Below are 13,806 nucleotides of genomic sequence, written 5' to 3' on the forward strand. Positions count from 1 at the left end.
CGCTTGAGTATTGCGCTCATTGATCCAAGCGGCGGCACCCGGCCTGGCGAGCCCGCCTCTCGAATTCAGGCGCTTCAAGCCCCCAGCTTCTCCGCCAAGATCGCCACGATCCGCTCGGCCGATTTGCCGTCCCACAGGGCCGGGCGGCGGCCTTTTTTGCCGCCGTTTTTGATCGTGTCCAGCGCCAACGGGATGATGACGGCGGGGTCGGTGCCGGCCAAGACATTGCTGCCTTCGTCCACGGTGATGGGCCGCTCGGTGTTTTCGCGCATGGTGATGCAGGCGACACCCAGCGCGGTGGTTTCTTCTTGCAGGCCGCCGCTGTCGGTCAGCACCACGACCGCGTCTTTCCACAGATGCAGGAAGGACATATAGGCCTGTGGGCCCATCAGGGTGACATTGGCGCCGAGGTTGACGCCGAATTTCTCGATATTGGCGCGGGTGCGCGGGTGGACCGGGAAGACCAGCGGCAGCTCGGGCGAGACCGCGCGCAGCACGGTGGCAATGCGCTCCAGCGCTTCCGCACTGTCCACATTGCTGGGGCGGTGCAGGGTGACGACGCCGTAGCGGGCATGCTGGCGCTTGAAGGCGTCGGTCTCGAAGCCGGTGGTGTCGGTGGTTTGCAGCTTGTGGGCCTGGAACAGCACGTTGTCGGCCATCACATGGCCCACGTCATAGACCACGCTCATGTCGCGGCCTTCGCGACGCAGGTGTTCGGTGGCGCTGGGCTCGGTGACGAAGAACCAGTCGGTGATGGCGTCGGTGACGAGGCGGTTGATTTCCTCGGGCATGGACATATCGCCGCTGCGCAGGCCGGCTTCAACGTGGGCGACGGGCACGCAGGCCTTCTTGGCGACGATGGAGCAGGCGGCGGTGGAGTTGACGTCACCGACCACCAGGCAGGCAGCCGGTTTGTCGGCGGCGATCAAGGCTTCATAGGCGACCATGATCTTGCCGGTCTGCTCGGCATGGGTGCCGCCGCCGCAGCCCAGGCGCACATCGGGGGCGGGGATGCCGAGCTCTTCAAAGAACACCTCATTCATATCGCGGTCGTAATGCTGGCCGGTGTGGATGATCTTCCAGGCCAGGCGGCCGTCAGCTTGCAGCGCCCGCACGATGGGGGCGATTTTCATGAAATTGGGGCGCGCGCCGGCGATCAGGTGAATGCAAGGCTTGGTCATGGCTGGGTTCTCGCGGATAGATGCTGCTGGGGTGGCGCATTCTAGGGGGCGAAAAAGGCAGTTCTGTTGAAGCCAGCAGGTGATTGCCGTGAAGGCCGTCACGGCAGTGGACTGGGCTTTTCGCATGCGAGGCCCAATGCCGGCATGGGCTTGGGCGAGAATGCCGGGCGCTTGGCTGCAAGCAAGCCTCGAATTCCAGACCATCCCCCAGGAGATCACATCCGTGAAAGTACTCGTTACCGGCGCGGCCGGCTTTATCGGCATGCATGTCAGCCAACTGCTGTTGGCGCGCGGCGACCAAGTGGTGGGCCTGGACAACCTCAACGACTATTACGACCCGCAGCTCAAAGCTGACCGCTTGGCTCGGCTGACGCCGCTGAAGGGTTTCAGCTTCGTCAAGATGGACGTGGCCGACAAGGAAGGCATCGCCCAGCTGTTCGCGACCGAGAAGTTTGACCGCGTGGTGCATCTGGCCGCGCAAGCCGGCGTGCGCTATTCGATCGAGAACCCGCACGCGTACATCGAGAGCAATATCGTCGGCTTCACCAATATCCTGGAAGGCTGCCGCCACAACAAGGTCGAGCACCTGGCCTATGCCTCAAGCTCCAGTGTCTACGGCGGCAACACGCTGATGCCTTTCTCCGAGCATCACAGCGTGGATCACCCCGTCAGCCTGTACGCGGCGACCAAGAAGGCCAATGAGCTGATGGCGCACACCTACAGCCATCTGTTCCGCCTGCCGACCACCGGCCTGCGCTTCTTCACCGTCTACGGGCCCTGGGGCCGGCCGGACATGGCGCTGTTCTTGTTCACCAAGGCCATCATCGACGGCAAGCCTATCAATGTGTTCAACCACGGCAATATGGTGCGCGACTTCACCTATGTGGATGACATCGCCGAGGGCGTGCTGCGCGTGCTGGACCGGGTGGCGACGCCGGAGCCGGGCTATGACGCGATGAAGAGCGACCCGGCGCATTCGAACGCGCCGTATCGTGTGTTCAATATCGGCAACCATGCGCCCATCAAGCTGATGGAATTCATCGAGGCGATTGAAGCCGCCGTGGGCAAAGTGGCCGAGAAGAACTACATGCCGCTGCAAGACGGCGATGTGCCGGCCACGCATGCCGACGTGGAGGAACTGGCCGCCTGGACCGACTTCCGCCCGGCCATGCCGGTGCCGGACGGCGTGGCCAAGTTTGTGGCCTGGTACCGGGATTACTACAAGGTTTGATCGGCTGACAACTGCCTACGGCGCGACCGCCATGCGCCCTAGGTCGGATGTTCTTGAATCGCGGGTTAGGCCTTGTCCAGCCACACCGCCAGCCCCTGGGCATTGAGCTCAATGTCCATCTCCAGCAGCGCGGCCTGCTGCGCTGGTGCCAATTGGCAACCATGCGCCTGCAGGCGGCGTAAGTAGATCTCCCGCAGGCCGGCTTTCAGCTGCTGATGCCGATCCGGCGCGTCTCGCAGCTGAAGTCCCAAGGCCTCCATCTCGTCCACCTGCGCCAGCAGCAGCGCGGCCAGGCGCGGCAGATCCTGCTGGTCGAAGCCGATGCGGCCATAGTGCGTCAGATACATCGCCTGCGGCTCAAAACTCATCAGCCGCAGCACCGAAGCGCGCAAGGCCTGCGGGTCGAACTGCACCGGCGTGCTGGTGGGCAGCAGCCATTCGCCCGCCGCCGTGTCGAACTCACGGTAGCTCAGGCCAAAGGTGTCGCCGGTGAACCAGCCCCGGCTGCGCGCGTCCCAGATGCAGTGGTGGTGGCGGGCGTGGCCGGGGGTGTCGATCAACAAGAGCGGGCGGCCGCCCAGCGCTATCGTTTGCCCATCCATGCTGGCTTGCGCCCGCTCGGCCGGCACCGGCTGCAGCTCGCCGTAGGAACGCTGCATTTCGGCCATGCCGTAGACGGCCAAGGCGCCCTCGAACAAGGCTGAGGGGTCGACCATATGGCGCAGGCCGCGCGGATGCACCAGCAGCTTGGCCTGTGGCAGCGACTGCATCAAGAGCCCGACGCCGCCGGCATGGTCCAGGTGCACGTGCGTGGGGATCACCCAATCGACGGCGGACGGCGCCAGGCCCAGATGGTCGAGCGCCTTCAGCAGGCGCGGCACGGCGTGGTTGGTGCCGGTGTCGATGAAGGCGGCGCGGCCGTTTTCGACCATCAAATAGGCAGCGTCAAAGCGCGGGCGCTGAAAACCGGTGTCGATGGCGTAAATGCCGTGGCCGAGTGGTTCGAGGTAGTCAGGCTGCACAAGTGTCTCCTTAGAATGCGCCAACGATAGCGCAGAGGACGACAGCCATGGCCGTACATGAGATTTTGAAAATGGGTGACCCGCGCTTGTTGCGCGTGGCCAAGCCGGTGACCGAGTTCGGCACCCCTGAGTTGAAGGCGCTGATCAAAGATATGTTCGAGACCATGAAGGCCGCCAACGGCGCCGGACTGGCGGCGCCGCAGATCGGGGTTGATCTGCAACTGGTGATATTTGGCTTCCAGAGCAATGAGCGCTACCCGGAAGCGCCGCCGGTGCCGCCCACCGTCTTGATCAACCCGGTCGTCACGCCGCTCTCGGACGAGATGGTGGAAGGCTTCGAGGGCTGCTTGTCGGTGCCGGGCCTGCGCGGCGTGGTCGAACGCTTCGAGCGCCTGCGCTACAGCGGCTTTGATGCCGACGGGCAGCCGATCGAGCGCGAGGCGGATGGCTTCCATGCCCGCGTCGTCCAGCATGAGTGCGACCATCTTGTCGGTGTCTTGTACCCCTCGCGTATCAAGGACTTCAGCCGCTTTGGCTTCACCTCGGTGCTGTTCCCCGACATGGACCCGAACGCCGACGATTGAAATAGTTTGTAAAGCAGGTCGGCTTGGGTGCCATCTCGAACGTTGAGCTTGCACTGAAGGAGCACCCCATGCTTGCCGCCGCATTGAAACGAATTTTTGTCCCCGCCCTGATCTTGATCGGTCTGTTGGCCGCGCCCATCAGGGCGGCTCAGGCCGCCGATGGCGACCCCCCGGCGCGTGCCGGGCGCGTTTCCGAAGTCATCGGCGACGCCTGGCTGTTTGACGCCGACAGCAAGGAATGGGTGCGGGTGACGCGCAACCAGACCGTTGCCGAGGGCGACCGCCTGCGCACCGATGAGCGCGCCCGCGTCAGCCTGACGGTGGGCTCGACCAGCATGTGGCTGGACGAGCGCAGTGACCTGGAATTCAGCCAACTCGATGAAGGTCGCGTGTTGCTGATGTTGGCCAAGGGGGATATGGGCCTGAGCCTGCGCTCGCAAGCGGCCGTCAGTGAGTACAAGGTGCAGACCCGCGAAGGGCGCTTCTACGCCGAACAGCAGGGCATGTACCGGGTCGAACAGATGGACCGAGGCAGCCGTGGCTTCGCCTTCAAGGGGCGCCTGCGCTTTGAGTTTGAGCGTGGCGAAGGCAGCCAGCCGGTGTGGCTGCAGAACGGCGAGCAAGCTGAATTTTGGTGGGCCGGCGGCCCGCGCACTGAGCGCCAGCGCTTGGGCAGCGACAGCTTTGGCGAATGGCTGCTGGCGCAAAGCCGTGCCGAAGGGGATCGCTTTGCCTCCGGCGTCAGCCAGCGCTATGTCTCGCCCGAGATGACCGGCGCCGACGAGCTGGACCGCCATGGCCGCTGGGAGTCGTCGAGCGAATATGGCAATGTCTGGATCCCGACGGCGGTGGCGGTTGACTGGGCGCCTTACCGCTATGGCCATTGGGCCTGGTCGCGCCACTGGGGCTGGACCTGGGTGGACGATGCGCCCTGGGGCTATGCACCGTTTCACTATGGGCGCTGGGTGACTTATGGCGGGCGTTGGGTCTGGGCGCCGGGTAGTTATGTCGTCAACCCGGTCTATGCGCCGGCCTTGGTGGCCTGGGTGGGCGGGGTCTCGGTCGGGGTTGGCGGCGGCTATGGCTATAACAACCGGCCCTACTACGGCTGGTATCCGCTCGGCCCGCGCGAGATCTATGTGCCGCCCTACCGGCACAGCCCTTCGCACATTCACCGCATCAATATCGACCCCGATCCGGTCACCGTGAAGCGCCCGCACAGCAACCGTGATGTGGTCGGCGCGGTCAGCTATTTGCCCGGGCAGGGCGGGCCGGTGCGGGCGATGCCGGTCGGCGAGGTGCGGCCGGTGCGGCCGATGCCGACGGCGCCGGCTCGCAATGATTTGATGGCGGTCTTGCCGGCGCGCAGCGCCGTCGAGGCGCAGGTCAAGCCAGCCCCCGCGGATATGCCCTGGCGCAGTGAAAATTTGGGGCGACGCGAGCGTGAACGCGAACGCGAGCGAGATCAGGCCCAAAGTCAGATGCGTGACCCAGCGCGCGAGCGCGCCCGCCCGCAGTTGCCGGATGCGAGCGGCCCGCCTTCGGCGGCGCGGTCAGTGACTGTGCCCGAGCAGCGCAGCGAAAGCCAGCCCTCGGCGCAGCGCCAAGAGCGCACCGATCGAATTGAGCGTTTGGAGCGGATCGAGCGGCAACAGCAGCAACAGCAACAGCAGCAGCAGCAGCGCGTAGAAGCCGCGCCGCCGCCATCGCAGGTCCGCCAGGCGACCGACCGCGCGATGGAGCAGATGAGGGAGCGTGCGGTGGAGCGTCAGCAAGAACGGCCGCAAGAACGGCAACAAGAGCGCCAAGCCGAGCGTCAGCGTGCGGTGGAACCGGCGGCGCCGCCGCAGGTCCAGATGCAAGCCCCGCGCCCGCAGCCCGAGGCTCAGCGGCCTGCGCAGCCGCAGCGCCAAGATGATGCCGGCCCCAGGCGCAACCGCGCCGAGGAGGGCCAGCGCTCCGGCGGCGAGCGGGCTAGCGGTGAGCGGCGCCGGGGCGAGGCCGAGCGTTGATCAAAGCAGGCCTAAACAAAGCAGGCCTATACAAAGCAGGCTTATAGCAAGGGCTGCAATTTCGGCCACACCAGATCCAGCATGAAGGGATGTGCCTTGGCCAGCGGGTGGATGCGGTCGGGCTGGAACCAGTCCAGGGCGTCGGGCCGGTCCGCCACGCCCTTGAGCAAGAAGGGCAGCAGCGCGGTCTTTTCTTCTTTGGCCACCCGCTCGAACAGGCCGGCGAATTCGCGCCCGTAGCTGGCACCGTAATTCGGCGGCACTTGCATGCCCAGCAGCAAGACACGCGCGCCGGCTGCTTTGGCCGCGCGCGTCATGGCCGTGAGGTTTTCATGGCTGGCGGCCAGCGGCAGGCCGCGCAGCGCGTCATTGCCGCCCAATTCAATGATGACGACGCTGGGCTGGTGCTGGGTCAACAGGGCGCCTAGTCGAGCGCGTCCGCCGGCCGTGGTGTCACCGCTGATGCTGGCGTTCAACACGGCCTGGGGCATTTTCTTTTCTTTGAGGCGTTGCTCCAGCAAGGCCACCCAGCCCTGACCACGCGCCAGGCCATATTCGGCCGAAAGGCTGTCGCCGACCACCAGCACCAGCGGCGCCGGTTTGGCCGCTGCCGCCTCGGCAAGACCCGGCACAGACCAAGCCAATGCCAAGGCGCTAAAGTACGCCCAGCAATCACGCCGTCTCGATGTCATCACTTGGAAATCTCCGCTCAATGTCCGTCAATATCGTTGAAGTCGACCGGGTCAGCAAACGCGTGCAAGACGCTTCCGGCGAGCTGACCATTCTGCATGACATCTCGTTCAATCTCGCCGCCCAGGAATCGGTTGCCATCGTCGGCGCTTCAGGTTCGGGCAAAAGTACCTTGCTGGCGATTTTGGCCGGCTTGGATACGCCCAGCAGCGGCACCGTGCGCCTGCGCGGGCAAGATTTGTTTGTACTGAACGAGGATCAGCGCGCGGCAGTACGCGGCGCCGAGTTGGGCTTTGTGTTCCAGAGCTTTCAGCTGCTGCCCAACTTGAACGCGCTGGAAAACGTGATGCTGCCGCTGGAGTTGCGCGGCGACCGCGATGCCAGGGCAACGGCGACGCATATGCTGGGCCGGGTCGGCTTGTCACAGCGGCTCAATCATTACCCGCGCGTGCTTTCGGGGGGCGAGCAGCAGCGGGTGGCGCTGGCGCGTGCCTTCGTGATGCGGCCGGCCCTGCTCTTGGCCGATGAGCCCACCGGCAGCCTGGACTTCGCCACCGGCGCGGCGGTGATGGCCTTGATGTTCGAGCTCAACCGCGAAGCGGGCACAACCTTGGTGTTGGTCACGCATGATCCATTGATTGCGCAGCGCTGTCAGCGCCAGTTGCGTATCGAAGCCGGCGCGCTGGTGGTCTAAGCTCTTGCGGCATGGGCCCGCTGGCGCAGGCGCCGCCAGCGCTCGCCCCTGATCACCGCCCACCAACCGAAGTACACCACCAGATAGGCCAGCGCGCCCAGCACCAAGCCGGCCAAGGGCAGGCCGATCAACAGCGGCTCGCCCAGCGCCTGCACCCAGGCCCACAGCGAGGGCCACCAGGTCGCGGGCTGCTGCCACTCAAGCGCCAGCATCTCCGGCGTGGCGATAGGGCCGTGATGGCCAGAGGCCATGCGACCCAAGGCGATGGCCAAGCTCCAGATCGGCACAAGGGTCAGCGGGTTGGTCAACCAGGTGGCCGCTATTGCCGCGGCCACATTGGCGCGGCAGACGATGGCCAGCAAGGCGGCCAACACCATCTGCGTTGGCAGCGGGATGACGCCGGCGGCCAAACCCACGGCCACGCCCATCGCGACGCGGCGCCTATGCGCCACCCACAGCCAGGGCCGCGGCGCCAAGTAGCGGCCCAGCCACTTCAAGCCCCTGGTTTGGGACAGCGTGTCGGGGTGGGGCAAGATGCGGCGGGCAAGACGGGAAGCGGGCACGCAATTCTTTCGGCGGCTAAATATAAAAAAACCCGCGCTGCCGGTGAAGGCGCTGCGCGGGTTGAGCAGTTTCGACTAGGTGGGAGCTCAAGCGGCAATTACAAGCCGCTATTGAGACTGCTCAGCAGTCAAAATGCTATGCTCGCTCAGTTCGGAGCCGCGCCTTGCGGTGCGCTGGCGAACTTGTAATCGGTCTTGGCCTTGCTCTTCAGCTCTTGCTGATAGGCGCCGAGCTTTTGCTGTTCCAGGCGCTTGACAATTTGCGGCTTGACGTCGTCAAAGGCGGGGAATTGCGCTTCGCGGCTGTCGTCCAAGCGGATGATGTGGAAGCCGAACTGCGATTTGACCGGCGTTTGCGTCATTTCACCCTTTTGCAGCAGGGCCAAGGCTTCGGTGAATTCCTTCACATAGCTATTGCCATTGGCCCAGTCCAGATCGCCACCATTGGCGGCGGAGCCTGGGTCTTTGGAGTTCTTGGTGGCCAGGTCTTCAAACTTGGCGCCGGCCTTGATCTGAGCGATCAGGGCTTTGGCTTCGTCTTCTTTTTCCACCAGGATGTGGCGGGCGCGGTATTCCTTGCCGCTGTTCTGAGCCTTGAACTTGTCGTACTCGGCCTGCGCTTCGGCGTCCGAGACGGGGTTCTTCTTGGCGTAGTCGGCAAACAGCTCACGGATCAGAATGCTCTGGCGGGCCAATTCCATCTGGGCCTTGTAGTCGGCGCTGGCGGGCACGCCGCGCTTTTCGGCTTCCTGGATGAAGATCTCGCGCAACACGACTTCGTCTTTGACCTGCGTCTCCAACTCAGGCGTGCGTTGCTGCTGGCCGCTCTTGGTGACTTGCGTGAGCAGGAGCTCGGCGCGGGCCTTGGGCACCGGTTTGCCGTTCACGACGGCGATATTTTGCGCGCTGGCGGCCAGCGGCAACAGAGCAGCGGACAGGGCCACAGCGGCCAACAAATTTTTCTTCATGAGGCAACGATCGTTGAGGCTAAAAAAATTGCGCCGGTGAGGGCGCATCATGATCAATACGGGCAGCTTGATTCAAATTTCATCCGGTGCGCGGGCATCGATGGCCAGCGCATGGATGCCTTGTTGCATCAACTCTGCCAGACAATGATATACGAGCCGGTGGCGTGCCACCCGGCCCAAGCCTTTGAAGCGCTCGCTGACGATGCTCAGGCTGTAATGCCCGCCTTCTTTGGCACCGGCGTGGCCGGCATGTTGATGGCTGTCGTCTTGCAGCTTCAAGACGCTGGGCTCCAGGCCGGCGAGCAAGCGCGCTTCCATCTCCGTCAGGCTGGCTTTGGGCGTGCTCATGGCTTTTCCCCTTCTTTGGTGGCGTCTTCGGGTGCGGCGTCGGGCTTGGCTTCAGGCAGGTAGCGGCTCATGTAAATGCCCTGCGCCAAGGTGAACACCAAGATCAGCCCGGTGGTGCCGAAGGCCTTGAAATTGGCCCAGGCCGAGGTGGAGTAGTTGTAGGCCACATAGATGTTGAGCACTCCGAGTGCTGCAAAGAACAACACCCAGGCGCGGTTCAGCGTCTTCCAGACAAAGTCGGGCAGTTCCAGCTCCGCGCCCAGCATCGCCTTGATCAGGTTCTTGCCCCAAAAAGCCTGCGAGGCCCAAAACACGGTGGCCATCGCCCAGTACAGACCAGTGGGCTTCCATTTGATGAAGGTGGCGTTGTGGAACCAGATCGTCGCTCCCCCCAGCGTGACAACCAATCCCAGGCTGATCCACAGCATCAAATCGATCTTCTTGCCGCGCAGCTTCAGGATCAAGGCCTGGGTCAAGGTGGCCAGCATCACCACCACGGTGGCCAAAAGTACAGCCGCTTCGTCCGGGCCGACCTTGCCGCCGGAGACTAAGAAGCCGAAGTTATCGGTCGCGAACTGGGCGGCCCAGTCCTTGTGCGCATCGGCATATTTGAAAGTGCCGAAAAACAGCAGCAAGGGCAAGAAATCGAGCAAAAGCTTCATGGAGAGCGCGGCCGGGTCCGAAAGCGAGAGACAGAGAAGCGGCCGATCAGGGCTGCTGGGGCGTGAAGTCTATCGCAGCCGAGTTGATGCAAAAACGCTCGCCAGTCGGCTCGGGGCCGTCGGGGAAAACATGGCCCAGGTGCGAGCCGCATTTGTTACAGCGCACTTCAACCCGCACCATGCCGTGGGCATGGTCGACCACGCGCTCGATCACCTCGGCATTGACCGGGGCGAAATAGCTGGGCCAGCCGCAGCCGGCATCGAACTTGGTGTCGGCCTCGAACAGCGGTGTGCCGCAGCCTATGCATTTGTAAGCGCCGGCCTCGAAGTGATCCCAGTATTTGCCGGTGAAGGCGCGTTCGGTTGCGGCGTGGCGGGCCACCGCGTATTGCTCCTGGTCGAGCTGGGCGCGCCACTCGGCGTCGGTTTTTTGGACCGGGTAGGTCTTGTCGTCTATGGGTTTGCTCATGATGAACAGCTGACTTCCAAAGTTTGAGCCCAGTCGGGCGGGAGGGCGGCGTCCGAGGCGCGCTCAGGTTCGTCGTAGGGGCGTTGCAAAACTTTCAGCAGCCGCTCGGTTTCGCTGAAATCGCCGGCCTGCGCGGCCCGGATTGCGCCTTCGGCCAGGTGATTGCGCAACACGACAGCCGGGTTGACGGCGCGCATGCGCAGGCTACGCTGCACGTCGTCGCTGCTCTCAAGGCTCAAACGGGCCCGGTAGCGCTGCAGCCACTGCGCCAGCGCGGTTTGGTCGATGAAGAGATCGCGCAGCTGGGCCGGGTCGTCGGTTTGCGTGAGCGAGCTCAAGCGTCTGAAGCTCAGCGTGAAATCGGCGCGTGGCCCGGCCATCAGCTTGAGCCAGTCGTCAAGCAGCGCTTGGTCCTGAGCCTGTTCGGTCAGCAGGCCCAGTTTGGCGCGCATGCGCTGCATCAAGGCGGCCGGGAAGGCGGCTTTGTAGACATCCAATGCCGCCAATAGCGGCGCGCCGTCGCGGTCAGCATCAATCATCAGCGGCAGCAGCGCTTGTGCCAAGGCATGCAGATTCCAAAAACCGATATTCGGCTGGCGGGCGTAGGCATAACGGCCTTGATGGTCGGAATGGTTGCAGACATGGCCCGGATCGAAGCCGTCCATAAAGCCGAACGGGCCGTAGTCCAGCGTCAGCCCGAGCATGGACATATTGTCGGTATTCATCACGCCGTGGCAGAAGCCGACCGCCTGCCAGTCGGCCATCAAGGCTGCGGTCTGGCGTACCACCCGCTCGAGCAGTGCGACATAGGGCTTGGCTGCGGCCAGGCATTCGGGCGCATGGTGGTGAATGAAGAAGTCAGCCAGCTGGCGCAGCTCGGCATGCTGGTGGGTGTGGGCGAAATGTTCGAAATGGCCGAAGCGGATAAAGCTCGGCGCCACGCGGGTGACCACGGCCGCGGTTTCCAAGGTCTCGCGTCGCACCGGCAGCGCCGAGGCGGTGATGGCCAAGGCCCGCGTGGTGGGTATGCTCAAACCTGCCATCGCTTCCGAGCACAAGAACTCGCGGATGGACGAGCGCAGCACCGCGCGGCCGTCGCCCATGCGGGAGTAGGGGGTGGCGCCCGCGCCCTTGAGTTGCAACTCCATGGTGCCGGCGGCGGTTTCGACCTCGCCCAGCAGCAGCGCGCGGCCGTCGCCGAGCTGACCGGCCCAGGCCCCGAATTGATGGCCGCTGTAGACCGTGGCCAGCGTGCGCATGCCGGGCCAGACCGCATTGCCGCTGAGCACGTCCAAGGCCTGCCAGTCGGCACGCTGCCACCAGTCGGCGGGCCAGCCCAACTCGGCGGCGAGGCCGGCGCTGCGCGCGACCCAAACCGGATTGGCCATGCCTTGTGCAGGCAGCTCGGTGTGAAATGCCTCGCCCAGCGCGGCGTAACGGTTCAGCCAAGCGGTGGGCGGCGGCGAGCTTGAGACGGTGGCGTGCGGTGCAGGGCTGTTCATTCGGGCAGTGTAGCCAGCGAGCCAGGGCACTGCCGTCGAAGGGGCAATGCCTCGGCAGAGGCCGCCGCCGGGACGGTGAATACCCCTAGAGCCGTTGCCAAGCAGCTGTAACACCGGCGACTATGGCGCTGGCGTGGGCAGGCCTAGACTGAATGTGTAAATTGGCGCCGCCTGCGCCGGTGCCTCAAACAGGAGACAGACACATGGCTTTGATGGGTCAGATGATGACGATGCCGCTGCTGATTTCGTCGCTGCTCAAGCATGCGGCTCGGCATGCGGGCGATACCGAGATTGTCAGCAAGCGGGTCGAGGGCGATTTGCATCGCTACAACTGGCGCGCGGCGGAGCTGCGAGCGCGCCAACTCGCGCAGGCGCTGGCCCGCTTGGGCTGCGCCCCAGGCGATCGCGTCGCGACCTTGGCCTGGAATGGTTACCGGCATCTGGAGATCTATTACGGCGTGTCGGGCTCGGCCCTGGTCTGCCACACCATCAACCCGCGCCTGTTCCCCGAGCAGATCACCTGGATCGCCAATGACGCGCAGGACCGCGTACTCTGCTTTGATCTGAGCTTCCTGCCTCTGGTGGAAAAGCTGGCAGCGCAACTGCCCAGCATCAAGCACTATGTGTTGATGACTGATCGCAGCCATATGCCGGCGCAGAGCTCGCTGCCTGGCCTGCTTTGCTATGAAGAGCTGATCGAGGCCGAAGACGGCCGCTACGTCTGGCCCGAGTTTGACGAGCAGACGGCGTCGAGCATCTGCTACACCTCGGGCACGACCGGCCACCCCAAGGGCGCCGTCTACAGCCACCGCTCGAGCGTGCTGCATGCTTTTGCCGCGGCACTGCCGGACGCCCTGGACTGTTCCGCCCGCGATGTGGTGATGCCGGTGGTGCCGATGTTCCATGTCAATGCCTGGGGCCTGCCCTATGCCTGTGCCATGGTCGGCTGCAAGCTGGTGATGCCGGGGCCGCATATGGACGGCAAGTCGCTGTATGAGCTGTTCGAAGGCGAGGGCGTCACCTTCAGCGCCGGTGTGCCGACGATCTGGCTGGGGCTGCTGACGTACGTGAAGGCCCATGGTCTGAAGTTCAGCAGCTTCAAACGCACGGTGATCGGTGGGTCGGCCTGCCCGCCGGCGATGATGGCAACGCTGATAGACGACTACGGCGTCGATGTGATCCACGCCTGGGGCATGACCGAGATGTCGCCGCTGGGCACAGCCGCCAAATTGAATGCAGCGCAGTTGAAGTTGCCCAAGGATCAGCAGCGCCGCCAGCTGGCCAAGCAGGGCCGCGCGATCTATGGGGTTGATATGGCCATCATCGATGACGAGGGTCAGGTCTTGCCTTGGGACGGTACGAGTGCCGGCAATCTGGTGGTGCGCGGGCCTTGGGTGATCAGCCATTACTACGGCCATGCCGAGTCACCGCAGATCAGCGTCGAAGGTGAGCCGGGCTGGTTCCCGACCGGCGATGTCGCCACCATCGACGCCCAGGGCTTCATGCAGATCACCGATCGCAGCAAGGATGTGATCAAGTCAGGCGGCGAGTGGATCAGCTCGATTGATCTGGAAAACATTGCGGTCGCTCACCCCGCCGTGTTTGAGGCGGCGGTGATAGCCTGCGCTCATCCGAAATGGGATGAACGGCCGCTGCTGGTGGTGGTCAAGAAGCCGGATGCCGAGTTGACGGCCGAGCAACTGTTGGAGTTCTTCGAAGGCCGCATCGCCAAGTGGCAGATTCCGGACGATGTGGTGTTCGTCACCGAGTTGCCGCACACCGCCACCGGCAAGCTGCAGAAGCTGAAATTGCGGGAGCAGTTCAAAGCCCATCGCCTACCGACGGACTCCCAGGCCTGACCTAGCGTGCAATCTTGACGG

14 protein-coding genes are annotated in these 13,806 nt (G+C 64.1%); 5 read left to right on the forward strand and 9 right to left on the reverse strand.

The genetic code is table 11. The features are described from left to right. Positions 1–74: 74 nt before the first annotated feature. Positions 75–1,181 (reverse strand): non-hydrolyzing UDP-N-acetylglucosamine 2-epimerase, encoded by a 1,107-nt coding sequence (gene wecB / locus LNV09_RS23750; protein WP_263559545.1) that lies wholly within the window; start codon positions 1,179–1,181, stop codon positions 75–77. A 223-nt stretch (positions 1,182–1,404) separates the two neighbouring features. On the opposite strand from wecB, the gene LNV09_RS23755 reads away from it, so the two are divergent. Then, complete coding sequence (locus tag LNV09_RS23755) at positions 1,405–2,412, forward strand: NAD-dependent epimerase (RefSeq protein WP_263559546.1); 1,008 nt, start codon at positions 1,405–1,407, stop codon at positions 2,410–2,412. Positions 2,413–2,477: 65 nt separating this feature from the next. On the opposite strand, the gene LNV09_RS23760 is transcribed toward LNV09_RS23755, so the two are convergent. Beyond that, on the reverse strand, positions 2,478–3,434 hold the full coding sequence (locus LNV09_RS23760; RefSeq protein ID WP_263559547.1) for an MBL fold metallo-hydrolase: 957 nt from the start codon (positions 3,432–3,434) through the stop codon (positions 2,478–2,480). A gap of 47 nt (positions 3,435–3,481) precedes the next feature. Here LNV09_RS23760 and def point away from each other — a divergent pair, with 47 nt between their 5' ends. Both def and LNV09_RS23770 read left to right on the forward strand, forming a co-directional pair. Further along, entirely contained in the window at positions 3,482–4,018 is a 537-nt protein-coding gene (gene def / locus LNV09_RS23765; RefSeq protein ID WP_263559548.1) for a peptide deformylase, read from the forward strand. A gap of 68 nt (positions 4,019–4,086) precedes the next feature. Then, positions 4,087–6,030 carry a DUF6600 domain-containing protein gene (locus LNV09_RS23770; protein ID WP_263559549.1) on the forward strand — a complete coding sequence of 648 codons (1,944 nt, stop codon included), beginning with the start codon at positions 4,087–4,089 and terminating at the stop codon, positions 6,028–6,030. A gap of 41 nt (positions 6,031–6,071) precedes the next feature. Here the strand turns inward: LNV09_RS23770 and LNV09_RS23775 are convergent, their stop codons facing one another. Then, entirely contained in the window at positions 6,072–6,722 is a 651-nt protein-coding gene (locus LNV09_RS23775; RefSeq protein WP_263559550.1) for an arylesterase, read from the reverse strand. A 20-nt stretch (positions 6,723–6,742) separates the two neighbouring features. Between LNV09_RS23775 and LNV09_RS23780 the strand changes: the two genes are divergently transcribed. Then, on the forward strand, positions 6,743–7,414 hold the full coding sequence (locus LNV09_RS23780; protein ID WP_263559551.1) for an ABC transporter ATP-binding protein: 672 nt from the start codon (positions 6,743–6,745) through the stop codon (positions 7,412–7,414). Here LNV09_RS23780 and LNV09_RS23785 read toward each other — a convergent pair. The 6 genes from LNV09_RS23785 to LNV09_RS23810 form a co-directional block, all read right to left on the reverse strand. Continuing rightward, positions 7,411–7,977 carry a DUF2062 domain-containing protein gene (locus LNV09_RS23785; protein ID WP_263559552.1) on the reverse strand — a complete coding sequence of 189 codons (567 nt, stop codon included), beginning with the start codon at positions 7,975–7,977 and terminating at the stop codon, positions 7,411–7,413. The two genes, LNV09_RS23780 and LNV09_RS23785, sit on opposite strands and share 4 nt — an antisense overlap. A 146-nt stretch (positions 7,978–8,123) precedes the next feature. Then, positions 8,124–8,945, reverse strand: a complete 822-nt coding sequence (locus tag LNV09_RS23790; RefSeq protein WP_263559553.1) for a peptidylprolyl isomerase — start codon at positions 8,943–8,945, stop codon at positions 8,124–8,126. A gap of 72 nt (positions 8,946–9,017) precedes the next feature. Then, positions 9,018–9,293: a BolA family protein gene (locus LNV09_RS23795; protein WP_263559554.1), complete on the reverse strand. Its 276-nt coding sequence runs from the start codon at positions 9,291–9,293 to the stop codon at positions 9,018–9,020. Next, complete coding sequence (locus LNV09_RS23800; protein ID WP_263559555.1) at positions 9,290–9,955, reverse strand: septation protein A; 666 nt, start codon at positions 9,953–9,955, stop codon at positions 9,290–9,292. Before LNV09_RS23800 ends, LNV09_RS23795 begins: the two co-directional genes overlap by 4 nt. Positions 9,956–10,001: 46 nt before the next feature. After that, positions 10,002–10,424, reverse strand: coding sequence for a peptide-methionine (R)-S-oxide reductase MsrB (gene msrB / locus LNV09_RS23805; protein ID WP_263559556.1), 423 nt, complete (start codon positions 10,422–10,424; stop codon positions 10,002–10,004). Continuing rightward, the gene (locus tag LNV09_RS23810) at positions 10,421–11,926 is read right to left on the reverse strand and encodes a protein adenylyltransferase SelO (protein ID WP_263559557.1); all 1,506 of its coding nucleotides are present in this window, start codon (positions 11,924–11,926) and stop codon (positions 10,421–10,423) included. The genes msrB and LNV09_RS23810 overlap by 4 nt, the downstream gene beginning before the upstream one ends. A 203-nt stretch (positions 11,927–12,129) precedes the next feature. On the opposite strand from LNV09_RS23810, the gene LNV09_RS23815 reads away from it, so the two are divergent. Then, a complete protein-coding gene (locus tag LNV09_RS23815) occupies positions 12,130–13,785 on the forward strand; it encodes a 3-(methylthio)propionyl-CoA ligase (RefSeq protein WP_263559558.1) in 1,656 nt (551 codons plus the stop codon). Positions 13,786–13,806 lie beyond the last annotated feature (21 nt).

This window comes from Paucibacter sp. B2R-40, from assembly GCF_025717555.1.
Classification (GTDB): domain Bacteria; phylum Pseudomonadota; class Gammaproteobacteria; order Burkholderiales; family Burkholderiaceae_C; genus Paucibacter_A.

Bases quoted from the DNA above. Each gene is read 5' to 3' on its own strand.
- LNV09_RS23770 (WP_263559549.1), top strand. From the start codon at position 4,087: ATGCTTGCCGCCGCATTGAAACGAATTTTTGTCCCCGCCCTGATCTTG.
- LNV09_RS23800 (WP_263559555.1), bottom strand. From the start codon at position 9,955: ATGAAGCTTTTGCTCGATTTCTTGCCCTTGCTGCTGTTTTTCGGCACT.
- LNV09_RS23795 (WP_263559554.1), bottom strand. From the start codon at position 9,293: ATGAGCACGCCCAAAGCCAGCCTGACGGAGATGGAAGCGCGCTTGCTC.
- LNV09_RS23815 (WP_263559558.1), top strand. From the start codon at position 12,130: ATGGCTTTGATGGGTCAGATGATGACGATGCCGCTGCTGATTTCGTCG.
- msrB (WP_263559556.1), bottom strand. From the start codon at position 10,424: ATGAGCAAACCCATAGACGACAAGACCTACCCGGTCCAAAAAACCGAC.
- def (WP_263559548.1), top strand. From the start codon at position 3,482: ATGGCCGTACATGAGATTTTGAAAATGGGTGACCCGCGCTTGTTGCGC.
- LNV09_RS23810 (WP_263559557.1), bottom strand. From the start codon at position 11,926: ATGAACAGCCCTGCACCGCACGCCACCGTCTCAAGCTCGCCGCCGCCC.
- LNV09_RS23780 (WP_263559551.1), top strand. From the start codon at position 6,743: ATGTCCGTCAATATCGTTGAAGTCGACCGGGTCAGCAAACGCGTGCAA.
- LNV09_RS23790 (WP_263559553.1), bottom strand. From the start codon at position 8,945: ATGAAGAAAAATTTGTTGGCCGCTGTGGCCCTGTCCGCTGCTCTGTTG.
- LNV09_RS23775 (WP_263559550.1), bottom strand. From the start codon at position 6,722: ATGACATCGAGACGGCGTGATTGCTGGGCGTACTTTAGCGCCTTGGCA.
- wecB (WP_263559545.1), bottom strand. From the start codon at position 1,181: ATGACCAAGCCTTGCATTCACCTGATCGCCGGCGCGCGCCCCAATTTC.